The organism is Vibrio iocasae, assembly GCF_042245395.1.
Classification (GTDB): domain Bacteria; phylum Pseudomonadota; class Gammaproteobacteria; order Enterobacterales; family Vibrionaceae; genus Vibrio; species Vibrio iocasae.
The window spans coordinates 1,277,032-1,301,104 of the sequence record NZ_CP145310.1 but is presented as its reverse complement, the minus strand read 5'-3'; the positions used below and the strand labels follow the sequence as shown (position 1 = coordinate 1,301,104).

Sequence of the window (24,073 nt, the reverse complement as noted above, 5' to 3'; positions counted from 1 at the left end):
GAGCCGAACCTAATCAGTTCTTGCAATCACAGGGGCGTCCATATATGTCCAAAATGTATGGTACGCCCCGTTTTGCAAGTGATAAATTCAAAATGACGGAGCTGGTTTGCGCTAATGTATTCAGAGTCTGGTTGAGACATCATTAGTCTCAGCTCTACGATGAGATCCGCGCCAGATTGTCCTCAAAAACGTGAAAGCATTTTAGTTGCTGTTTTGGACATCAGGTCTTCAATCTGGTGGTCTGACCGTTTTGTCATCTCTACTTATCATATGCAAATTCTGGTTATATTCTTACTTCAAAGGATGTTCCGCTTGTCATGACTGACCACGCTATTCGGGCTAATTTGTTAGCCAGTGCTACAACTGCGACATTAAATGGCTTTCTTTTCTTAAGCTCTATCAACCAAGAGCCGAAATATCGTTCTACTGAAGAATCTCTCCACAGAACTGAGCGTGCGGCATGAATAAATAGTTCGCGTAACTCTTTGTTCCCTCGCTTAGATATACCCAACATTTTAGGCTTACCTCCAGTTGTGTATTGGTAGGGAACTAAGCCAATCCAAGCAGCAAAATTTCTTCCACTTGAAAAGTCATGAGGATTGCCAACTACTGATAGGCAGCATGAAGCAGTCATAGGGCCTATTCCAGGGATACTCTGCAATAAGTCATTTAATACATTATCTTTATTTAGTTCTATAAGCTTTTCTTCTTGTTCTTTTATCCGCTGGTTTAGAAAGTTGTAGTAATCTAGCTGTTGCCTTAGTTCAAGAGTAAGGAGTGGTGGGACAGGCTCCTTTTTATTTGCTAACCATTGAAACAGATTTTTCATATGGTGATGGCCTCTGGGAAAACTGACCCCAAATTCCAGAAGAATGGAACCTATTCTATTCATACAAGCAGTTCGCTCCTTGATATAGCCAGTTCGTACTTTTCGAATCACGATACCGAGTTGTGCTCGTTCAGTTTTTGGCGAAACAAATCTCATCTTTGGTCGCATGGCTGCTTCTGCTATCGCATCAGCATCAATGAAGTCATTTTTGTTAGTTTTAACATACGGTTTTACGTATTGAGCAGGAATAAGCTTAACTTCATGCCCAAATTCCTGACACTTACGTGCAAACCAGTGACAGCCTCCGCAAGCTTCCATCGCGACAATAACTGGTTCGTGAACAGAGAGTAGTTGTAAAGTTTTTTGCCTGCTTAACTTCTTGCGGAAAGTCTCCCTTCCAGCATGATCGTGACCAACCAAATGAAAAATATGTTTTGCTAAGTCGATACCGATAATATTTGTGCTGTTCATGATGGTTACCTTTCCTTTTCTCGATACTATCGAGTTTAGTGGATAGGAGGGGCGTACCATCTTATTAACGATTTTACTTCTATATTCCAAAGGCCGTGCCTTTAAGCAATTAACCACTAACAAAAAAGCGAACCATCAGGTTCGCTTTTTTGACTTAAAAACAATCAGTTACTCATCACTATAGCTATCAATCGAAGGGCAACTGCATATGAGGTTGCGGTCCCCATAAACATTGTCGACTCGGTTTACGGTCGGCCAGTACTTCGATGCTCTGGTTTGTGCAGATGGGAAGAATGCCAGCTCTCGTGAGTATGGATGTTCCCATTCGACTTCAGCAACATCTGCCTGCGTATGTGGCGCGTTAACAAGCGGGTTGTCGTCGAGCGGCCATCCACCAGACTTAACCTTTTCCATTTCGTTACGGATAGCGATCATTGCATCACAGAAGCGATCCAGCTCTTCCAAATCTTCCGACTCTGTTGGCTCTACCATCAATGTGCCAGCTACCGGGAAGGACATTGTCGGTGCGTGGAAACCGTAGTCCATTAGGCGTTTTGCAATATCTTCTTCACTGATGCCCGTATCTTCCTTCAGTGGACGAATATCAATGATACATTCGTGAGCAATGCGACCATTTGTACCACGATACAGTACCGGGTAGTGAGGTAGCAGGCGCTCAGTGACGTAGTTAGCGTTCAGAATGGCAACTTTAGTCGCTTCTGTCAGGCCAACTTCGCCCATCATCGCAATGTATGCCCAGGAAATAGGTAAGATAGATGCACTGCCTAGATCCGCAGCGGCAACCGCGTAATCATCACCTTCGATACCACCTTCAATATGCCCTGGCAGGAATGGAGCTAGGTGTGATTTAACGCCAATTGGTCCCATACCCGGGCCACCGCCACCATGTGGAATACAGAAGGTTTTATGAAGGTTCAGGTGTGAAACATCCGAGCCAATAAAGCCAGGTGTTGTTAAACCTACCTGAGCATTCATGTTCGCCCCATCAAGGTATACCTGACCGCCAGCAGCGTGAACCATATCGCATACTTGCTGTACCCGCTCTTCGTATACACCGTGTGTTGAAGGGTAGGTGATCATGATGCTGGATAGGTTCTCTTTGTGTTTCTCAATCTTAGCGGCTAAATCGTCAACGTCGATATTACCTTCATTGTCACACTTCACTACAACAACTTTCATCGACATCATCGATGCAGTAGCTGGGTTAGTACCGTGAGCAGAGCTTGGGATCAGACAGATATTACGATGACCTTCACCACGGCTCTGATGGTAACGCTGGATAGCGAGTAAACCTGCGTACTCACCAGATGCACCGGAGTTTGGCTGTAGAGAAAACTCATCGTAGCCAGTGATCTCGCATAGCATCTTCTTAAGTGATACAGCTAACGCTGTGTATCCCGCTGCTTGTTCTTTTGGCGCAAACGGGTGAATAGAACCAAACTCTGGCCAGGTGACAGGGATCATCTCTGATGCTGCGTTCAGTTTCATCGTACAACTTCCGAGAGGAATCATACCGTGTGTCAGAGAGAAATCTTTGTTTTCAAGCTGCTTGAGGTAACGCATCATCTGGGTTTCGCTGTGATGCGTATTGAATACCGGGTGAGTCAGAAAATCTGACTTTCTCTGGCAATTTTCAGGGATTGCAGCGAACTCATTCTTGGCAATTTCAGAAGATAGCGTTTCAACGGACTCTTTGATTCCAAATACGGCGAATAGCGCTTTGATATCTTCAATTGTGGTTGTTTCATCAAGGCTAATGCCTAGCATTGAATCAAACTTGCGAAGGTTCATGTCTGCTTTTTGTGCAGCTTCGTAAAGAGATTGAGTCTTCTCTTTACTTAATACGGTAATCGTATCAAAGAAGCTATTGTGTGCGAGCTCGAAGCCAGATTTAGTCAGCCCTGCTGCTAATACGGCGGTCATATGATGAGTTCGACGAGCAATGGTTTTTAGGCCTTCGCTACCATGGTAAACCGCATAGAATGATGCCATGTTGGCAAGTAACGCTTGGGCGGTACAGATGTTCGATGTGGCTTTTTCGCGGCGGATGTGCTGTTCACGAGTCTGCATCGCCATTCGAAGTGCCTGATTGCCTTTTGAATCGATGGAAACACCGATAACACGTCCAGGCATAGTACGCTTGTGCTTGTCACGGGTTGCCATAAATGCAGCGTGAGGACCGCCATATCCCATTGGTACACCAAAGCGCTGTGCACTGCCGATAACAACATCGGCGCCCATTTCACCTGCCGGTTTAAGCAGTGTGGATGCAAGCAGGTCAGTGGCTACGGTAACAACTGTCTTATTTGACTGAGCAGCAGAGATGATGTCGGTTAAGTCACGAACTTCACCTGTTGTCGAAGGGTACTGTAACAGAGCACCAAATACATCTTGCTCTGCAAGAGTATCCATATTTGCAACCAGCACCTCAAAACCTAAAAACTCAGCACGGGTTTTTACGACTTCAATTGTTTGAGGGTGAACGTCATCGGCTACGAAGAAAACTTTACTCTTACTTTTACCCGCGCGTTTACATAGCGCCATCGCTTCTGCTGCAGCAGTTGCTTCGTCAAGAAGAGAGGCATTGGCGATTTCCATGCCTGTCAGATCCATCACCATTTGCTGGAAGTTAAGCAGCGCTTCAAGCCGACCTTGCGAAATTTCTGGCTGGTAAGGCGTATAAGCAGTGTACCAACCCGGATTTTCAAGAACGTTTCTCAGGATAACGTTTGGCACAAATGTGTTGTAGTAACCCTGACCAATAAAAGTTCGTTTGATCTGGTTTTTGCCAGCAAACCCCTTCATCTGCTCCAGCATATCGTGCTCGCTCATAGGCCCTTCTAAAGAAAGTGGGTTCTCTAAGCGAATTGATGAAGGAACGGTTTGTTCAATCAACTGATCAAGGCTTTCAGCATTGATTGCTTTAAGCATTTTTTCTTGATCGGTTTTGTTAGGACCATTGTGGCGGGCAACAAATTCGTTTTGTGTGCTTAGTTGACTTAAAAAGCTCTGGTGATTATTTAGATCTGTCATGTTTCCTTACCTTTAAAGGCGGGTGCCTTTAAAACGCCTCAGCAGTGTGGGGCTAGTTGCTGTTGAATCTAATGTCCACCTCCTAATAAAGGAGGTGGAGACGAAGGATTACTCTTCTTCGATACTTTCAAGGTACTCTTCTGCACCTTTAAGGTTTTCTAGTTCTTCTGGATCAGACATTTTAACTTTAGCAATCCAGCCGCCTTCGTACGGTTCTTCATTGACCAGTTCTGGGCTATCTTCCAGCTCTTCATTGATTTCCACAATTTCACCTGTTACTGGTGCGTAGATATCAGATGCCGCTTTTACGGACTCAACAAGAGAGAAACCTTCGCCAGCTTCAACCTCGTCTTCTACATCTGGAAGGTCAACAAACACTACATCGCCAAGCATTTTTTGTGCGTGGTCGGAAATACCGATGGTTACTGTGCCGTCACCGTTGTCTTTTACCCACTCGTGGCTGTCAGCAAACTTCAGTGTCTTATCCATGTATCTAATCTCCGATTAAAATTTTAAGTCGTCTACAGCAGCAAGCTGCCTGTTAATGAATTCTGTTGTTCAGACAATCGTTCAAATCACCGTATCAGATCATAGCTTTCCTTTTGGAAATTGTTACTGACAGGGTTAAATTGTCTGGTTAGATGTGATCTAGCTCTAGCATTGTGAAACTGGTTGGTTTTAGTTCTTGTTTCGCACGTTAATTGTCCGCGCATTCGTTTGCTTGAGTGATTTCTTTATCATCTAACATGGTTGTAACATACAGCGACTGGAAGCATTGATCAAACAAAATTTCCTATTGGAAATTTATTTCTTGCGATGCACCAAAATAGGGCCATACTGGTATGAGCACTTGAAAACTGGTTTCCTTGTGTGAAAATGCAAGAGCACGTACTGAATAAGAGAGTTCTATGCCTAACGAAAACATGGATGAATACCCCTCGATGACACTTGCCAGAGAGCAGGTTGATGAAAATATTGAGCCTTTGAAACTTGGCGAGAAGATAAAAGACATCCGTTCTAAACTGGGGATTACATTGGAAGAAGCGAGTCAACGTACCGGGCTTGCTCGATCAACGTTGTCTAAAATAGAAAATGAACAGATATCTCCCACTTTCCAGGCGATGCAAAAACTTGCATCTGGCCTTCAGATTGATATGCCTCAGCTGTTCGAACCGCCCAAAACCCAGGTTGCAACAGGGCGTAGGGATATCACAAAGAAAGAGCAGGGTAAGCCTCATCCCACTTCTACTTACGAGCACGAGCTGCTTGCAACCCAACTTTCCAATAAGAAAATGATGCCGTTTAAGACTCGCGTTCGTGCTCGAAGTTTTGAAGACTACGGAGACTGGGTTAAGCATGATGGCGAAGAGTTTTTATTGGTACTTGAAGGTGAAGTGACCTTGTTCACAGAGTTTTATGAACCTATTAATCTCGCGGAAGGGGACAGTGTTTACTACGATGCGAGTATGGGGCATATGCTGGCTTCGGTTAGCGAAAAAGATGCACTCATTCTCTGGGTAACTGCAAAATAGTTTTTCTTGTCATCTCCTCCGATTATCTGCTATTAATGTTGCGAAAGTAAATTTATTCACTATTGGAAACTTGGGCGCAGGTTTTCGGTCTTTAAGGAGGAAGCATGACAGAATTATTAAAAACTCCGCTTCACGCATTACATGTAGAAGCAGGAGCTAAGATGGTGCCATTTGCTGGCTATGATATGCCAGTTCAATACACACTTGGTGTTAAGAAAGAGCACCTTCACACTCGCGATGCGGCTGGTTTGTTCGATGTATCTCATATGGGCCAGCTTCGCCTCAAAGGTGATGATGCTGCGAAGGTGATGGAATCTCTGGTACCTGTAGACATTATCGACCTTCCTGCCGGGAAACAGCGTTACGCGTTCTTCACAAATGAGCAGGGTGGTATTCTGGATGACCTGATGGTGACCAACTTTGGTGACCACCTTTTTGTTGTCGTTAATGCGGCTTGTAAAACTCAGGATATCGCACATATCCAAGCTAACCTCCCAGAAAGTGTAGAGCTGGAAATCATTGAAGACAGAGCTTTGCTAGCGCTTCAAGGTCCTAAAGCTGCAGAAGTTCTTTCGCGTCTTCAACCTGCTGTTGCAGATATGGTCTTTATGGATGCTCAGAACATCGAAATTGATGGTGTTGAATGCTACGTAAGTCGCAGTGGATATACGGGTGAGGACGGTTATGAAATCTCTGTACCTGAAGACAAGGCCGCTGAACTTGCCGCTAAGTTAACAGATTATGAAGAGGTAGAGTGGATTGGACTTGGTGCCCGAGATTCACTGCGCCTTGAATGTGGACTCTGTCTGTATGGACACGATTTGGACACAACTACTACTCCGGTAGAAGCAAGCTTGTTGTGGGGTATCAGCAAAATCCGTAGAACGGATGGTGAACGTGCTGGTGGATTCCCTGGTGCTGATATCATTTTGGATCAGATTCAAACCAAAGATGTTGCACGTAAGCGCGTAGGGCTGGTCGGTCAAACTAAGGCTCCTGTGCGTGAAGGCTGCAAGTTGTTCGACGCTGATGACAATGAAATCGGTATCGTAACCAGTGGTACTGCTGGGCCAAATGCAGGCAAACCTGTATCAATGGGCTACGTTAAAACAGCATATGCAGCGCTAGAGACCGAAGTCTATGCTGAAGTTCGCGGCAAGAAGCTAGCGATGACAGTGACTAAAATGCCTTTCGTACCACAAAACTATTACCGTGGTTAAGTCAAAACATATAGTGAAAAATTTGGCATATAGCCAATAATTATAGGTAGCCTGCTTTTTTGTATTTCTCATAATACAAAGAAGCGGGTACTATGATTTTTCATGTTGTTTTAGGGTAGTTGTATGAAAAGGAAGAGTATTTTAGGGTTAGTGGCATTTGCGGCGTTGTCTTATAACACTATTACCTATGCGGAAGACCAGGCGTTTTCCCCATTAATTGTTAATGGAAGTGACGCTGCAATAACAGCTTATCCGTCTTACGCAAGACTTGTAGCTTGGGTGGACTATAACAATGGGAGCTATCTATATAGTCGCTATTGTGGAGCAATAATTCTAGACAACTACCACGTTTTAACAGCAGCACATTGCGTTTACATAAGCAGTAATTCAAACGAAAGAAACGGCTTGTTTACTTATGTCTATCCGCAATTGTTAGATGAGTCTTTAAGTAATTTGACTAACTCTTCTACGCCCAAAGTCAGAGTTTCTGAAGTCTTTTATCCAGATGGTTATAACGATACAACTCTTTTGAACGATGTTGCGGTATTGAAACTAGAATCCCCTCTTACAAACTTTTCTCTGACGGGTTCTTATACAGCAACTCTACCTGCTACGGGTGATGATGCAACAACAAGTGGTGGTTATAGAGAAAGTGGACACAACAATAACTTTACAGCAGTAGGGCATGGTAATACTTCATCGGGTGTTGATAACACTACGAGTTTACAGTTTGCAACCCTGACATATGTCCCTAACTCGAGTTGCAACTACACCAATCAAACCGCTCAGAACCTTTGTATGGCAGGGGATATATCGTTTAGTGTTTCAGCTGGAGAAAATCTTGAAGCCAGTGTTTGTCAAGGAGACTCTGGTGGGCCGCTATATTGGGTCGATGGTGGTACACAAAAAGTGGTTGGAGTTGCTAGCTTTGCTCCAGCAACAAAATGTGGTGAACCTGATCCTGGATATGGTTCTACGTCGGTCTTTTCAGAGGTGATAGACTTTAAAACTTGGATAAATAATGCTACTAGTGGCGCTTTGACAGCGAAATATACATATACTGAAGCTGAGCGAGAAGCGTTTCGACAAGGTGAATATAGTTACAAGTATTCGACTCCAGCAACTCCTACACCAGCACCGGATGATAACTCTACAGCATCTTCTGGCGGCGGCGGTTCAATACCACTGTGGACCTTGTTTTCATTAACTGGTCTGGCGCTTTTACGTAGAAAGAACAAATAAGCCATCAATCAAATGATGTGTATAGAACCACCTAATTAATTAGGTGGTTTTTTATTGCTTCCAAAAGATACGTATTTAATTTGTATTAAACTCACCCGCAACTTTTGTTAGTATTAGCGACTCTCAAAATCTTAGATAGGCAATACTGTGACAAGCGCTAAACAACTACTCGCCAGCGATTACGACAAGACATATTTTTATAAAACCAACCCTGACGCCTTGAAGGCTAACCTGGAAGCCGTCGAAAAGTGGCGAGCAAAAGGAAACCTGTTTGCAATTAGCACTGGTCGTGATGCTGCGAGCATTGGTTATGAAAGAAAGGTGAGAGATGTCGATTACGATTATCTAGTGTCGCTTAATGGCTCATTTATTGTCGACAAAGATGACAATGTGCTGTTCAAAAGTGCCATTGAAAATCCGTTGGCAAAAGAGATTGCCGCAATGCTCAAAAAGTACTTTGGTGACGAGTTAATTGTGTCCAACGGTTTTGATGGGTGTAACTTTACGAATCGTCAAAATAGTCAGACCGATCCGGTCGCGCGTGAGGCGTTTGAGCGTAACTCGAAGATTTACTCCAAGACCGTAGAAGAGTCACTAGAAGGGGAAGTACTACTTCTTGGTGGCTTAAGCTCTGATTTTGAACAGGCAACTAAGATAAGGGAAGAAATACTGTCGCTTTACTCAGATATCGTCGAGGTGTTTATCAACTTGAACTATATCAATATCGTCCCTAAAGGCATCAGTAAGGCGAGTGGTATTGAAACGATTGCCAAACATGCTGGGGTTTCAGTGAATGAAGTACTGGCGATAGGCGATGATTACAATGACATTCCTATGCTTGAGTCATTTAATGGATATGCCGTCAACAATGCTAAACCTGAGGTAAAGGAAGTTGCGCTAGAAGTATTTGATAGTGTTGCTGAACTTATAGAGCAAAGAATCTGATACCTAGGTGGCATTTTTTAACTCTGCCATCACATAAGCATCACACCTATGAAATAAATCACATTTTTTATTAGTAAATAGGTTCAAGCTATAACACAGGATTGCTTGAAATGGATTATTTACTAATACCTAATGCATATACCCATCCGAAAAATGACCTGGAAGACGAGTAGGCGGTTTGCCACCGCCAACTCCGAGAAAGTTTTGTATTTAAATTTCTTTTATCTTCCAGCTTTTAGGAGGTCTGTATGCCAAACAGAATTCGCAATATTGCATTTGTTGGCCAAACTGGTACCGGTAAAACCAGCCTAGTTGAGCGCTTGCTATTTGAAGCAAAGGCAACCACATCATTAGGGAGTGTAGATTCTGGTGACACTGTCACTGACTTTGACGCTCAGTCTATTCAGTATCATCACTCTATCGAAGCAACCCCCGTTACTCTTACCCACAACAAACATCGAATGAACATCATAGATACTCCCGGACAAGCAGAGTTGCTTGGCCGCACATTTAGTATCTTTCCGGCAGTAGAAACCACTGCATTAGTTCTTGATGCCAACACGCCTTTAAGTCAGGTGTCTGATCGTCTATTTGAGTTTGGTAAAGAACAACAGAAATGCCAGATGATCGTCATCAACAAAGTAGATCAGAACCCGAACAAAACGCTAGAGTTGGTTTCAGAAATCCAGGACAGATTTGGTGACTGTTGTTTACCTATTAACTTACCATCCGAAGATGGCGCGAGTGTTGTCGACTGCTATTTCGAGCCGGAATACGACAAACCGACACTGTTCGATGATGTGACTTCTGTTCATGAACAACTCGTTGACCAAGTCATTGAAGTCGATGAAGAGCTGATGGAGTTGTACCTCGAACAAGGTTCTGAGCTATCTCCAAATCAGCTACATGACCCGTTTGAAGAAGCATTAAGAACAGGGCACATCGTTCCTATCTGCTTTGTTTCATCAGAAACAAATGTAGGGATTGAACTGTTACTCAAGACACTTGGCGAAATCATGCCAATGCCTATCGAAGGTAACCCTCCATTGCTAGAGAAAAATGGCAAGCAAATTCCTGTGGACTGTGAAACTCTCGAACATACTGTTGCACATGTATACAAAGTAACGGTAGATCCATACATGGGTAAGATGGCATACCTTCGCGTATTCCAGGGTGAGATTAATGCAGGTAGCCAGCTTTATGTTGGTGAAAGCAACAAAGCTTTCAAAGTCGGCCATTTGTATCAATTGCAAGGTAAGGATCGCATCGAAATAGACAGAGCCATCGCAGGTGATTTTTGCGTATTGGCGAAAGTCGATGATCTGGGCTTTGATTCTGTTGTGCATGATTCACACGATGAAGATGGTGTACATATGCGCACGTTGAATTTCCCTCAGTCAATGTACAGCCTGGTTGTGAGACCCAAGAAGCGTGGTGATGAGCAGAAGCTTTCTGAAGTGTTAGGGCGAATAGAAGCCGAAGATCCTTCTCTGCGAATCGAGCACAGAGTCAGAACCAATGAAACCCTGTTGAGTGGGCAAGGTGAGTTTCACTTGAAAGTAGCGTTAGAAAAGATGGAAAGCGTCTACAAACTTGAAGTCGAAACCAGCCAGCCTAGCGTTGAGTACTTTGAAACAATCACCAAACCAGCAGAAGGTCAGTACCGTCATAAGAAACAGAGCGGTGGTGCAGGGCAGTTTGGTGAGGTTCAGTTAAAAGTTCGTCCTCTGGAAAGGGGAGAAGGCTTTAGCTTTGTCAATAAAGTCGTGGGCGGCGCTATACCTACTGCGTTGATTCCGGCCGTTGAGAAGGGTATTCGTCAGGCTTTGGAAGAAGGTGCTATTTCTGGTAACCCAATTAAGGATATTGAAGTAACCGTCTTTGATGGTAAATACCACTCGGTTGACTCTAAGGAGATCGCTTTCGTTATTGCTGGTAAGAAAGCTTTCCTTGATGCGGTAGAAAAAGCAGGGCCGATTGTGCTGGAACCAATTGTTGCGATGGATCTTCATATTCCAATTAGTGCGGTGGGTGACGTGTCTGGAGACCTTTCTGGTAATCGAGGTTTGATAGAGGGTACCCATCCTGAGTCAGCAAACTTCACGCTGCTCAAAGCTAAGTCTCCGATTAACGAGCTGCAGGATTATTCTCGAAGGTTAAGAGCACTAACGGGTGGTGAAGGTAGCTTTAGCATGACGCTTAGCCATTATGAGCCAGCGCCTCCGGCCGTTCAAAAGCGCGTTTGCGCAGAAGCAGCCGAAGAGAAATAGCGTCTAGGGAAGTGGAACTAAGGCGGGCAAGTCCCGCCTTAATCACGAGCAAAAATAAGGATTAAGGAAACGGCCATGAGCAAGAAAATCGCGGTTGTGCTATCAGGTTGTGGCGTATTTGATGGTGCTGAAATAAACGAAGTCGTTTTAACTTTACTTGCGATAGAGCAGGAGGGGGCAGAGTATCAGGCGTTTGCACCGGATAAAGATCAGTTTCATGTCGTAGAACACAACAATGGCCAGGAGTTGTTAGAAGGCAGAAATGTTCTGGTAGAGGCCGCGCGAATAGTTCGCGGGAATATTCTTTCTTTAGATAAGTTAAATGTCGATGATTTTGATGCACTTGTGGTACCCGGTGGATTTGGTGTTGCGAAGAATTTATCTGATTTTGCGATTAGCGCAGATATGTTAAAAATAGATCCTGGATTCGAGAAGACACTGTTCGCATTTAAAAATGCTGACAAACCAATCGGGTATATGTGCATAGCACCAGTTCTCATGCCAAAAGTTCATCCTGGTGTCAGATGCACAATAGGAAATGATGAGGCGACAGCGCAAGTGATCAAAACACTTGGTGGTGTGCATATCGATTGCCCTGTGGATGAGATCGTGGCGGATGAGAAAAACAAAGTTGTGAGTACGCCCGCTTACATGCTAGCTAACAGCATTTCTGAAGCAAAATCGGGAATTGATAAGCTAGTGAGCAAAGTGTTGTCTATGAGCTAGTGCAGCTAATTGCTATCCAGCAATGCTGAGTTGTCATGAACCAGATGTGAAAAAGCTCTGATCTTGTGGTCAGAGCTTTTTGGTATGTGGATTCATTTACTATCAGAGGTACGTACTTTCTACACCGAAAAGTGGCTTAGTTCACTCTTTTGAGTCTCAGCAAGCTGAGCCAGTTCCTTGGAAGCTTGTAGCGTCTCTTCAATGGCAGATGCATTTTTCTGTACAAGGTCAAAGGTAGTCGTGGTGTTTACGGATATCTCTTCTGTGACGGCATGCTGTTGCTGTGAAGCGGTGGCAACCAGAGTACTGACTTCTGAAATTTTATCTACGGCTGAAGAAATTGACTCAAATGAGGCTTTAACACCTTCTGTTAGTTCAACAGACTTTTCGATGAGAAGGACATTTTCAGTCATGTTAGAGGTCGCAATTTCTGATTGGGTTTGAAGCTTACTGATAATGTCTTGAATGCTAACCGTTGAAGCCTGGGTCTTGGAGGCTAACTCTCTGACTTCGTCCGCCACGACAGCGAAACCGCGACCTTGCTCTCCTGCACGAGCGGCTTCAATTGCTGCATTCAGAGCTAACAGATTGGTCTGTTCAGAAATAGTCGTGATAACTTCAGTCACGGTACCAATTTCCATTGCAAATCGACGAAGATCCTCAACAATAGTAGCGCTATCCGTTACAGAAGTATTTATCTGCTCTGTCAGGTTGATGTTCTGATCCAGAATATCTTTACCGCTAACAACGTTGTTTCTCGCGATTTTAGTCGCCTCTTCTGTTAAGGCTGCCTGATCGCTCACTTCCAGAGAGGTTGTTGAAAGTTCGTTGATTGCAGTGGAAATCTGTTCTACCTGTTTCATTTCTGTTTCAGAGTTTGACTTAGTTTCACTCATAATGACGTTTAACTGCTCAGAGGCAGAAGAAACGCTTTCAGATATTCCATGGGAGTTTTTAATCAGATCTGATAGCTGGTTAGAGAGGTGGATCAATGAGCGATAAATACCGGTTTCCTGACCCGTAATTTGAAGGTCTTGCGAGAGATTACCTTGTGCCATCTGCTCCATGATTTTTGCAATATCATCAGGAGCACCGCCTACAGGCTTGATAACAAGTTTTACCAGAGTGAAAACCGCGATAGCGCAACCAACTACCAGGCTAATCATGCCGATGACAAGTGCAGAAATTAATTGAGCCTGGGCTCCATCGACGATCTCCTTGTCAGCAGTAAAGTTTACAATGCGCCAGCTCGATGATTCGATTTCACCATAAAATGAGGTGTACGACTGCTCAACACCATTCACTTCGGCAACATAGCTTAACTCACGGTTGTTTAAATTGAAGTTTCGATAGTTGGGGCGTTCATTAAATATGTTTTTGCCAACAAGGTTATCGTAAGGGGAAAGAAGAATAGTGCCTTCATCTGTGTAGATAAACAAATTGCCTTGAAGAGCGATGTCTCTTAGAACTTCTTCTAAACGAACCGTTGCCAAAGTCGCTGTGTTGTTATTAATTTTGTAGGCGAATGCCATCACTTCATTGCCGGTTTCAGCTGAATTATAAGGGTCGGAAATATAGTACTCTTTGCCTTCTTCGAATAAGGCTTTGTGATAGTGGCGGCCAAGGTCCTTAACATTAAATTCGTGTAAGTGACCATCAGAGTTGTAGATATCTCCATTGCGTCTGAATATGTAAGTGTTGTCTGCGACTTCTTGCAAGTTGCGGTAAAGCATATCTTTTTGGATAAGTGCCCGTTGCGATAGGTCGGCTCCCATGATGTCCGCTTCAGTGAAGCTGAGTGAACGCAACGCATTAAGGTAGCCCTCGGTAATTTCGTTTAACTCAGTGTTGATGGAAGCGTTTCTTTCATGGAGTATCTGCTTGTTTAAAGAAACGCTTTCCGCATGGAAGGCTAGATAGTTGAGGGTGATAAGTACAGTGATGATAAATGTGATTATCATACTTAAGGTTGCAGAAATTTTTACTTTGAATCTATTCATCAGAACTATACTCCGTATGACAAGATAAGAGCCTGACCACTACACAAGTAATAGGTGTGTTGGTTTCTGGTTGTAGCGGCCTAAATTATCACGGGGTATTTAGTAGTTGAATGAGTAGCTTATAGTAAGAAAGGTTTGTTGATATTAATGCGAATCATTTCACGCGAGCCTATCAGCTCGCGGAATATTGTTTGCGAGTCACACTACAAAATATACAGAACGGATATCTTATATATTAATTTGGATAGGACTGGATCAGCTCTTCCAGACCACCACCATTGTGTATGTTGGTAAAGCCAATTTGTTCCAGGTAGGCCTTCGCCTGACCTGAACGATTCCCACTTCGGCAATAGACAACAATGTTTTTATCTTTATCGATATCCTTAAAGGCATGACCAACAGTATTGAGTGGGAGATTGACGGAGTTCATAAGATGCTTGGCGTTGTATTCACCCGGTGTTCTTACATCCACTAATAATGCACCGCCTTTTATTTTTTCCCATGCTATCTCGGCTCGCTCGGAAGCAACTGAACTTACAGAAAATAGAAGAAACATTAATGGCAGCATTAATTTTTGAAAGTTCCCTTTAAACACAATGACCTCATTTGATTGCAATAATTTATAGATCCAAATGATAGCAACTGAAAGCCGGATGTCTATATAAGCATTATGGTATTAGTTTTATATAACTAATTTGATTAAAAAACTTGTGCGTTAGAATTGGATGAAACAGGAACTAGCAACTAAATTTAACTATATAGATTAAAAGATTTTTTTAACTTAAAAATGGAATGTGATTATGAAGCAAATTGGTTTTAAACAGTTATTGCTTATTTCCGTAATGTTGCTGGTTGGACTATCTATTTCTGTCTCAGGGTATGTATCTTATGTGAAAGAGAAAGCACTGCTCGAAGAGATGATTATCGGCAGGAGCTCCGATTATGTTGCAGACAGAGCAAAGCTGATAGAAGCCAGATTAGGTGAGACGGTAGAAGGTGTTCGAAAGATAGGTGACTTGTATAAAAACAAACCATTCCCAGGCACCAACAAAGAAGAGTTTGTTGAGTTCACCAGAATTCTGGCAAGAGCGTTTAATACAGGGAGCTCCTTTATTGGGTTTGAATCGAATGGTAATGCGTATTGGAACCAGAGCAGTAACGCCTGGCCCGACAACCAGTATAACGGTGATATCAGAACCAGAGGTTTCTATCAGTCGGGCAGAAATGCTGTTCAGCCTTCCATGACCGACCCTTATGCAGATAGTGCTGACCCGGGCATCTACTGGGTAAGTATTGTCCAGAAAACGCAAAGCGGCATGTTTGGTGCAGATATGAAGCTAAGCTTTCTGGCTGAACTGGTAAAAGAGTCTAATGATATCCCAGGTTCGACAGCAGTGATTCTGAACAAGGATACCACCTTCCTTGCTTCCTCTTCTGATGCAATAAAAGCGGGTGAGAAAGGAACAGATTACGAATGGTTTAGTGATGCAGCGACTAAAGCAGTCAATAGTAAAAGTGCAGTTTTAGAGTACTCATTAAATGGAAAAGACAAAATATTCTTTTCACACGAAGTTAATGTCGCCGATAAAACCTGGTACTTTGCAATTGGTGTTGATACAGAAGTGGCTTTCGCTGAATTAGCGAGCGCTCAAAGGGACGCTATTTTCGTTGGTTTGATAGTGACGATTATCAGTGTTTTAGTAGCGTACTTTATCATTCAGATTATGTATAAACCCATTCTTAGCCTTAAAGAAACGGTATTGAATCTTGCGAGTGGTGACGGAGATTTAACACAGCGTTTGGAAGTGAAAAATAATGATGATCTCGGACAAATCGCTAACGGGATTAATACCTTCATTGAAAGCTTGCAAAACATGATGCTTGATATTCAAAAAGCGACTAATCAGTTGCAGAACAATGCATCAAGTTTGAAAGATCAGTCTTCCCGAAATAGTGAAATCATTCAGAATCATGTTTCGGAAACTGAGCAGATAGTGACTGCAATTGAAGAGATGAATGCGACTGCGGAATCTATGGCTACCGATGCTGCCAATACTGCAAACCTTACCCAACAAGCCAACGAAACCAGTAATGAGTCCAGAAGAATTGTAGAGCGCTCTCAACAAACGGTATCTGCACTGATCGCTGATGTTGATGAATCCGCATTGAATGTTCAGAAGATGAGTGATGAAACCAAGGGTATCAATACAATTTTGAGTGTAATAGGGGAGATTGCCGAGCAGACGAACTTATTGGCGTTGAACGCTGCCATTGAGGCTGCAAGGGCCGGTGAGCAGGGTCGTGGATTCGCAGTAGTTGCTGATGAGGTTCGAAATCTGGCGAGCAGAACCAAGGAAAGCACAGAAGAGATTGAAGTAGCCCTTGGTAGCTTGTTGAAAGGCACTCAGGTGGTGGTTGATTCCATGGATAATACCAAAGCGAGGTGTCAGGATGCAGCAGATGGCTCGGGTGAGGTTGCGGGTAGTCTGGAGTCAATGACGACCTATGTGGGTGAAATTAACGATTTGAGTACCCAGATCGCAACCGCGGCAGAAGAGCAGAGTAGTGTCACACAAGAACTCAGCCGCAATATGTCTGCTATTAATGAAATCGTTGGTGAACTTGACGTTAATGGTCAGCAGGCGTTGAGAGAGTCAGAAAATATTAGTGACGTGAATGGGGAGCTGAGCGCAATCGTCAATCGGTTTAAACTGTAGGCCTTGAAATAGGTATGACTAAAACTGTTCCACGCGATTTCTGCCATTTCTTTTCGCGTGGTACAGCGCCTTATCCGCATTAAAAATCAAGCTGTCCAGGCTGCGCCTCTGTGAGCTGGCAGAGGCCACACCAATACTTGTGGTTATGCTGATGGACAGGTCATCAACGATAATGGGTGTTTTTGATACCGACAAAAGCACCTTTCTTGCCAACTCAAGCGCGCCAACCTTATCCGTCATGGGTAAGAAGACGACGAACTCTTCACCACCAAAGCGGCACAAAATATCGGACGTTCGAATAGTCTGTTTCAGATTTTCTGAGAATTGAATCAGGATTTGGTCACCGACGGTATGCCCATAGCGATCATTGATGGATTTAAAGAGATCCAGGTCGAGATACAGAAGAGAAGAGTCCATTTCAGAGTCGATGTCTTCGAGGAGTTGTTCTGCATTTTCAAAGAAATAGCGTCGGTTTCCGATTCCGGTTAATTGATCAGTAAAGGCTTGTTTCTTTAACTTCTCATTGGACTTTGCCAGTTCACTGGTCCGTATCGTAACGGTTTTTTCCAATTGTTGGTTGAGCTCTTCTAGCTCTGTCTGTGTGCTTAATAGCTCCGAAACGTCTCTCGATAAACCAAATATGCGCTGGATACCATCTTCCTGATCGGTGATAGGGATGAGCATAGTGTTAAAGTAGAGCGTTTCTCCTTTGGCGTTTTTGTAGGCCTCGTAGTAGCTGACTGGGGTGTTTCTTCTCAGGCAGTTCATATATTTAGCCTGAAACTCCTTTGCCAGTTCTTCTCCCAGGAAGTCTTTCATTTTTCTGTTCAGAATCTTATCTGGAGGAAGGCCGAGCATCTTGGTTTGGGAGGGGTTTACATCTTCGGTAACAAAGTCACCATCCTTATCAAGAATCATGACGAACATATTGTCATCGGTGTTTAGCCAGAAGTGTTCGAGTAGAGTTTGCTTACCTAGCTGTAGCGAGGTTGGGTTATCTCTTTGTTGGAAATAGGTTCTCCAATCTTTATATTTGTTCATCACCCGTTAACCCTCGGAAGTCAATCGTAAGTATTAAATTAGGGTCTATTTAAACCAATACTTATATCAATACTATAGCGAAACCTGATTCAATTGATGTGATGAATGTTGAATATGTGTAGAGTTGTGGCGAACTTATTTCAGTCCGCCACAAGCTAGGGTCTGTTGACTAAAAGTCGAGACGTTTTTCTGTTTCTCCGTCAAAGTAGACAGCCCGGGATAGGTCAAAGTTGAGTGACGCGGTTTCACCCGGTGCAGCTTCAAACTCTGGAGATAAGCGACATGCCACGTCTTGTCCGTTTACCTTCACCATAGCTATCGTATCTGGTCCCGTTGGTTCCAGTACTTCTAACTGCAGTGCCAGTCGAGTAGAAGCGGTGTCGTTTTCACTATCAGTGTCAGTAATGTGCTCAGGTCTTAATCCAATGACGACTTTTTTACCATCTTGCTCGCGCATGGATGCTGGCAGTCTGATTAGATGTTCGTTACCTTCCGCTCCTGTTACTTTGATAACTGGGTTATCTTCTTCATCCAAATCAACCATGGTATGGATAAAGTTCATGGAAGGAGAGCCCATAAAACCGGCTACAAACATGTTATTCGGTTTGTTATAGATCTCTTTAGGTGTTCCAAGTTGCTGAAGCTCACCATCTTTCATCACCGCGATTCGATCAGCCAGCGTCATCGCTTCAATCTGATCGTGTGTTACGTAAACAATGGTGGTTTTTAGCTGTTGGTGAAGCCGTTTTATCTGGTGACGCATTTCAACACGCAACTTAGCGTCCAGATTAGATAGTGGCTCATCGAACAGATAAAGCTTAGGTCTTCTGGCGAGTGCGCGTCCCATAGCTACACGCTGTCTTTGACCACCAGAGAGCTGAGAAGGTTTACGCTTCAACAATGGATCGATTTGAAGCATCTCCGCAACACGTTTTACTTCGGCATCAATTTGGTCTTGAGGCATTTTTTTGATTTTAAGTCCAAACGCAATGTTTCCTTCAACCGTCATGTTTGGGTACAAAGCATAAGACTGGAAAACCATCGCGATGTCACGGTCTTTCGGCTCAACGTTCGATACGTCGACACCATCAATCAGAATTTCGCCAGAGTTGATATCTTCCAGGCCGGCAATGGTATTCATCAGAGTGGACTTACCACAACCAGATGGACCAACAAGTATCAGAAATTCGCCAGAATCAATGCTGATATCAATGCCTTTCAGTGTTTCAATGTCCGCGTTTCGGTAGGTTTTGCGGATCTGTTTTAAATCTAGTGTTGCCATTATTATTATCCTTTTACTGATCCCGCGGTTAAGCCACGAACAAAGTATTTTCCTGCCACAACATAAACAAAGAGTGTAGGAAGCGCTGCGATGATGGCTGCTGCCATATCAACGTTGTACTCTTTGACACCCGTACTGGTATTCACGAGATTGTTCAGAGCAACAGTGATAGGCTGAGTATCTGAGCCCGAATAAACCACACCAAACAGGAAGTCATTCCAGATAGAGGTAAACTGCCAGATAACCGTTACCATGATGATGGGTATTGATAACGGCAACATGATTTTAAAGAAAATGGTAAAAAATCCTGCGCCATCCAACTTCGCTGCTTTAACCAGTTCATCCGGAATGCCGACATAAAAGTTGCGGAAGAACAACGTGGTAAACGCTAGGCCGTAGATAACGTGAACCGCAACGAGTCCGGTCGTGGTGTTTGCCAATCCTAGCTTACCTAGTGTGGTTGCCATTGGTAGAAGGATGACCTGAAACGGAATAAAGCAACCAAACAGCATTGCGCTGAAGAAGAAGTTTGAACCTCTGAACTGCCATTTGCTGATTACGTAACCGTTAAATGCGCCAAGCAGGGTTGAGATCGCAACCGCTGGAATTACCATCTGTAGTGAGTTCCAGAAGAATCCATTTACCCCTTCACACTTAACACCTGTACAGGCGGATGACCAGGCTTTACGCCACGCATCAAAAATCCACTCTGACGGAAGTGATAACAGGTTACCAGTACGAATGTCCGCAAGAGATTTGAATGAAGTTGTTACCATTACAAAAAGAGGTAACAGATAAATCAGGCAGAAAAACAGTAGCGTTGCATAGATAAATGCTCGGCCAAGTGTCATTTTTGTATTCATGATTTCTTCTCCCTGAGTTCTGAATAGAGATAAGGAACCAAAATAGCCAGGATACCTGCCAGCATCATCATGGCACTTGCAGCACCTAAACCGATTTGTCCACGAGTAAACGAGTGAGCATACATAAATAGTGCAGGTAAATCTGACGAGTAGCCCGGACCACCAGCGGTTAACACCGTCACAAGGTCGAAGCTCTTAATTGCGATGTGAGATGTAATGATTACCGCACTGAAGAATACCGGTCTCAGACAAGGCAGTATGATTCGGAAATAGATGGTTGGAAGACTAGCGCCATCAATCTGAGCTGCTCGAATAATCGAGCTATCGATACCCCTTAAACCAGCAAGGAACATTGCCATAACAAAACCGGATGACTGCCATACCGCTGCGATTACCAGCGTGTATACCGCCATTTCTGAGTTTACTAACCAGTCGAAACGGAAATCCAGATAGCCCCAGTCATGCATGAGTTTCTCGATACCAAGGCCGGGGTTTAGAATCCATTTCCATGCCGTACCTGTAACGATAAAGGAGAGTGCCATTGGGTAAAGATAAATGGTACGTATTGCACCTTCTTGTCGGATATTCTGATCGAGCAAAATAGCCAGGCCAACGCCAATAACGATAGCCAGAAGCATAAACAAGATGCCAAAGATACCGAGGTTCGTGATAGACGTAATCCAACGGTCGTTGTCCATCAGTTTATCGTACTGAAGGGTGCCTACAAACTTATAGCTTGGCAGGAAACGAGAGTTGGTCATTGATAGGAATGCTGTCCATAGAATATAGCCATAAATACAGACCAGTACGACAACCATTGAAGGAGCGAGTACTATTTTTGGCAACCAATGCTGCAGTCTGTCGGCGAAGCTTCTTTGGGGAACAGGCTTTGTGTTAGGCGAAGTCAAAACACGCTCCATATGAATCTGAAAGTGGGAGTGGGTCAAATGAGGCCCGGGGAGAGGGCCTCACAGACTTAGTACTACAATGAATTACATTGCAGCTTTTACAGCTTTCGCTAGCTTAACAGCAGCTTCTTTTGGATCCGCTTTAGGATCGTTGAAGAAGTTAGTGATAACGTCGTACATTGCACCTTGTGCATAGCTGGTTGTAGACATACCGTGCGCCATACTAGGCACTAGGTCACCACTCTTCGCTGAAGACTTGAATGTGTCCATTGAAGAAACGGCACAGCTGTCAAACTTCGACATGTCTGCATCCATACGTACAGGGATAGAACCCTTGTTCAGGTTAAATACTTCCTGGAACTCTGGAGTAAGAATCGTTGCAGCCAGTGCTTTCTGAGCCTTTACGTTTTCCTGATCTTTCAATTGGAAGAACGCGAAGCTATCAACGTTGTGTGTGAATTGGCCTGAAGTGCCTGGCGCTGGTACACAAACGTAGTCTTTACCTGCTACTTTACCCGCTGCTGTGAACTCACCTTTCGCCCAGTCACCCATGATCTGCATTGCTGCTTCACCATTGATTACCATAGAAGTCGCAATGTTCCAGTCACGTCCCGGAGAGTTCTTATCAATGTAGTTGTGCATCTTCTTGAACACACGGAAAGTTTCGACCATCTTGTCGCCACTTAGCGTATCCATGTCTAGTTCTACAAATGCTTTGCGGTAACCGTCTGAACCAAGTACATCAAGTGCTACGGCTTCAAATACAGTTGCGTCCTGCCATGCCTGACCACCATGAGCCAGAGGAATGATGCCTGCTGCTTTTAACTTGTCACCAACAACAAAGAATTCATCCATGGTTGTTGGTACTTTAGCACCAACTTTCTGGAAAACGTCACGGTTCGCCCATAACCAGTTAACACGGTGTACGTTCACAGGAACCGCTACGTATTCACCGTCATACTTCATGATGTCAGTTACAAGAGATGGTACTTTGTCATCCCACTTGTTCTTCTTCGCTACATCATCAAGGCTTGTCAGGAATCCTAAACCACCCCATTCCTGAATATCATGACCTTTGATCTGAGCAGCGGCTGGTGGATTACCTGATACTGCGCGAGTCTTAAGAACGGTCATCGCACTCGTACCTGAACCACCTGCTACCGCAAAGTCTTTCCAAGAGTGTCCCTGAGCTTCAAGCATGTCTTTTAGTGCAGCAACAGATTTAGCTTCACCACCAGAGGTCCACCAGTGAAGTACTTCAACTTCGCCAGCAGTAGCAAATTGAGTTGCAGAGAGTAGGGAAAGAGCCAGTAGGGATTTTTTTATATTCATCTTTCTCGTCCATGTTCTGTTATTGGAGTTAACTTATGTAGGTTTTGTTATTGGAACACCTATTCTTGATGTTGCCCGGACTAGATGTTGCCCGAAATAGGTGTGCAACACACAATAAAAGCATACGCTTCTTATCAATAAGGATTGAAACAAAGCGTAACCCCAATGTAACCATCCTGTTACATTAGGGCAGAGTTACACCGCCAGGTTACGTGGAATAAGGACTTTGGCGGATAATCCGCCTTTTATGGAGTTTTCAAGAATGAGATCTCCACCATGTGCATGGAGAATATTGCGACAGATACCAAGGCCCAAACCGTGACCTTCATTGTCTTTTGCCAAGCGGAAGTACGGCTCGAAGACATCCTCTAATTTCTCCTGAGGGATGCCCGGACCACTATCCTGAATAACCAACATCAGGCCAGATTCTGTCTCTTGGGAAAAAACAATGACCTTGTGACCATATTTAACACCGTTATCTATAAGGTTGGTCAACACACGTTTTATTGCGAGCGGTTTGGCAATGATTGGTTTGATTCGTGATTCCTGAATATGAACGCGGGTCGACTGCTGATTGTATGATTCAGCAATGGTTCTTAGCAGTGATTTGATATCAATGATCATATTATTTTCATGGATATCGGTGTCTTTTACGGTTTGCAATGCGCCTTTAACCATGATCTCCAATTCATCGAGATCGGAGTTAAATTTGTCTTTTTCCGGCTCATCTTCTAGAAGTTCAGTGCGTATACGCAACCGGGTGATCGGAGTTTTCAAATCGTGGGAGATGGCAGAAAACAACGTTTCTCTGTCGGAGACATAGCGAAGGATACGCTTCTGCATACGGTTAAAAGCTCGGGTTGCAATGACTATCTCAGATGCCCCTTCTTCATCCAGTTCAGGTTGCTTGTCATCCATACTCATTTTATTGGCTGCATTGGCAAGGTTTTTCAATGGACGAACCTGCCTGCGTATCAAGAGATAGGTAAAGACAATCAACATGGATGTCGTCAAGAACAGAAATATAAGTTGATCGGTGCTTAAAATCGTATCGTCCAGCATCACATAAGGGTGGGGGAGCAGTGCTGCGATATAGATCCACTCTTCATGGTTTAGCTCAATTTGAACAACCAGAATTGGTGGATTCAGTGGTTCGAGAGTTAACGTGTAGTGAGCCCAGGATCTAGGCAGGTCGTGAAGATAAATGTCGTTTTTTAATATACGAAGCTTATCCGGTTTAGAAAAGCTGACATCGATAGTACGAACATTATTTAGTTTGTTTTCGAGAACGTTCTGAATGGAATCTATCGCGATCTGTTCCAGATAGTTATCATCAATAGGGTCGATTGCGAGTTTTTCATGGTTAAACGATACGAAAAATCGGGTTCCTCCCATGTTTCGGATTTGATCCAAAATGATGTGACGATACTCTATTGGCAACCTTTGGAAGAAGTTGACCGTGGACGCAAACATGGTTGCCATGCTTGCTGAGGTAGTTGTTATCCCTTCGACTTCTTTTTTCTTGCTTTGGCTATACCATATACCTGTCGCAATTCCTTGTGCGATAAGAACCGCAATTAGAGTTAACCAGAGAGTTCTGGCAACCAGAGAGCGAGGGTAAAATAGACGCTTCATACGCGG

18 protein-coding genes are annotated in these 24,073 nt (G+C 43.8%); 7 read left to right on the top strand and 11 right to left on the bottom strand.

Translation table 11 applies throughout. The annotated features are described in order from the left end of the window. Positions 1-283: 283 nt before the first annotated feature. The 3 genes from SNR28_RS05845 to gcvH form a co-directional block, all read right to left on the bottom strand. Entirely contained in the window at positions 284-1,300 is a 1,017-nt protein-coding gene (locus SNR28_RS05845) for an IS110 family transposase (RefSeq protein ID WP_375748274.1), read from the bottom strand. Between the two features lie 168 nt (positions 1,301-1,468). Further along, positions 1,469-4,354, bottom strand: a complete 2,886-nt coding sequence (gcvP, locus tag SNR28_RS05840; protein WP_375748273.1) for an aminomethyl-transferring glycine dehydrogenase — start codon at positions 4,352-4,354, stop codon at positions 1,469-1,471. A gap of 108 nt (positions 4,355-4,462) precedes the next feature. After that, positions 4,463-4,843, bottom strand: coding sequence for a glycine cleavage system protein GcvH (gcvH, locus tag SNR28_RS05835; protein ID WP_375748272.1), 381 nt, complete (start codon positions 4,841-4,843; stop codon positions 4,463-4,465). 419 nt (positions 4,844-5,262) lie between these two features. On the opposite strand from gcvH, the gene SNR28_RS05830 reads away from it, so the two are divergent. From SNR28_RS05830 to elbB, 6 genes are all read left to right on the top strand, one after another. Then, a complete protein-coding gene (locus SNR28_RS05830) occupies positions 5,263-5,886 on the top strand; it encodes a helix-turn-helix domain-containing protein (protein ID WP_375748271.1) in 624 nt (207 codons plus the stop codon). 104 nt (positions 5,887-5,990) lie between these two features. Continuing rightward, entirely contained in the window at positions 5,991-7,106 is a 1,116-nt protein-coding gene (gene gcvT, locus SNR28_RS05825) for a glycine cleavage system aminomethyltransferase GcvT (protein ID WP_375748270.1), read from the top strand. A gap of 123 nt (positions 7,107-7,229) precedes the next feature. Beyond that, the gene (locus tag SNR28_RS05820; RefSeq protein WP_375748269.1) at positions 7,230-8,348 is read left to right on the top strand and encodes a trypsin-like serine protease; all 1,119 of its coding nucleotides are present in this window, start codon (positions 7,230-7,232) and stop codon (positions 8,346-8,348) included. Positions 8,349-8,495: 147 nt separating this feature from the next. After that, positions 8,496-9,293 carry an HAD-IIB family hydrolase gene (locus SNR28_RS05815; RefSeq protein ID WP_375748268.1) on the top strand — a complete coding sequence of 266 codons (798 nt, stop codon included), beginning with the start codon at positions 8,496-8,498 and terminating at the stop codon, positions 9,291-9,293. Positions 9,294-9,541: 248 nt separating this feature from the next. Next, the gene (gene fusA / locus SNR28_RS05810; RefSeq protein ID WP_375748267.1) at positions 9,542-11,563 is read left to right on the top strand and encodes an elongation factor G; all 2,022 of its coding nucleotides are present in this window, start codon (positions 9,542-9,544) and stop codon (positions 11,561-11,563) included. Positions 11,564-11,638: 75 nt separating this feature from the next. Beyond that, the gene (gene elbB / locus SNR28_RS05805) at positions 11,639-12,289 is read left to right on the top strand and encodes an isoprenoid biosynthesis glyoxalase ElbB (RefSeq protein WP_375748266.1); all 651 of its coding nucleotides are present in this window, start codon (positions 11,639-11,641) and stop codon (positions 12,287-12,289) included. 119 nt (positions 12,290-12,408) lie between these two features. Here the strand turns inward: elbB and SNR28_RS05800 are convergent, their stop codons facing one another. Together SNR28_RS05800 and SNR28_RS05795 are read right to left on the bottom strand one after the other, a co-directional pair. Further along, entirely contained in the window at positions 12,409-14,289 is a 1,881-nt protein-coding gene (locus SNR28_RS05800; RefSeq protein WP_375748265.1) for a methyl-accepting chemotaxis protein, read from the bottom strand. A 235-nt stretch (positions 14,290-14,524) separates the two neighbouring features. Then, positions 14,525-14,845, bottom strand: a complete 321-nt coding sequence (locus tag SNR28_RS05795) for a rhodanese-like domain-containing protein (protein WP_375748264.1) — start codon at positions 14,843-14,845, stop codon at positions 14,525-14,527. Between the two features lie 244 nt (positions 14,846-15,089). Here SNR28_RS05795 and SNR28_RS05790 point away from each other — a divergent pair, with 244 nt between their 5' ends. Beyond that, entirely contained in the window at positions 15,090-17,006 is a 1,917-nt protein-coding gene (locus SNR28_RS05790; RefSeq protein WP_375748263.1) for a methyl-accepting chemotaxis protein, read from the top strand. Between the two features lie 18 nt (positions 17,007-17,024). Here the strand turns inward: SNR28_RS05790 and SNR28_RS05785 are convergent, their stop codons facing one another. The 6 genes from SNR28_RS05785 to SNR28_RS05760 form a co-directional block, all read right to left on the bottom strand. Continuing rightward, positions 17,025-18,047 carry a diguanylate cyclase gene (locus tag SNR28_RS05785; protein ID WP_375748262.1) on the bottom strand — a complete coding sequence of 341 codons (1,023 nt, stop codon included), beginning with the start codon at positions 18,045-18,047 and terminating at the stop codon, positions 17,025-17,027. 169 nt (positions 18,048-18,216) lie between these two features. Then, positions 18,217-19,329 (bottom strand): ABC transporter ATP-binding protein, encoded by a 1,113-nt coding sequence (locus SNR28_RS05780; protein WP_375748261.1) that lies wholly within the window; start codon positions 19,327-19,329, stop codon positions 18,217-18,219. A gap of 5 nt (positions 19,330-19,334) precedes the next feature. Further along, the gene (locus SNR28_RS05775; RefSeq protein WP_375748260.1) at positions 19,335-20,192 is read right to left on the bottom strand and encodes a carbohydrate ABC transporter permease; all 858 of its coding nucleotides are present in this window, start codon (positions 20,190-20,192) and stop codon (positions 19,335-19,337) included. Next, the gene (locus SNR28_RS05770) at positions 20,189-21,112 is read right to left on the bottom strand and encodes a carbohydrate ABC transporter permease (RefSeq protein WP_375748259.1); all 924 of its coding nucleotides are present in this window, start codon (positions 21,110-21,112) and stop codon (positions 20,189-20,191) included. The genes SNR28_RS05775 and SNR28_RS05770 overlap by 4 nt, the downstream gene beginning before the upstream one ends. Positions 21,113-21,184: 72 nt before the next feature. Further along, positions 21,185-22,432: an ABC transporter substrate-binding protein gene (locus tag SNR28_RS05765; protein WP_375748258.1), complete on the bottom strand. Its 1,248-nt coding sequence runs from the start codon at positions 22,430-22,432 to the stop codon at positions 21,185-21,187. A 195-nt stretch (positions 22,433-22,627) separates the two neighbouring features. After that, the gene (locus tag SNR28_RS05760) at positions 22,628-24,067 is read right to left on the bottom strand and encodes an ATP-binding protein (RefSeq protein ID WP_375748257.1); all 1,440 of its coding nucleotides are present in this window, start codon (positions 24,065-24,067) and stop codon (positions 22,628-22,630) included. Positions 24,068-24,073: the final 6 nt, after the last annotated feature.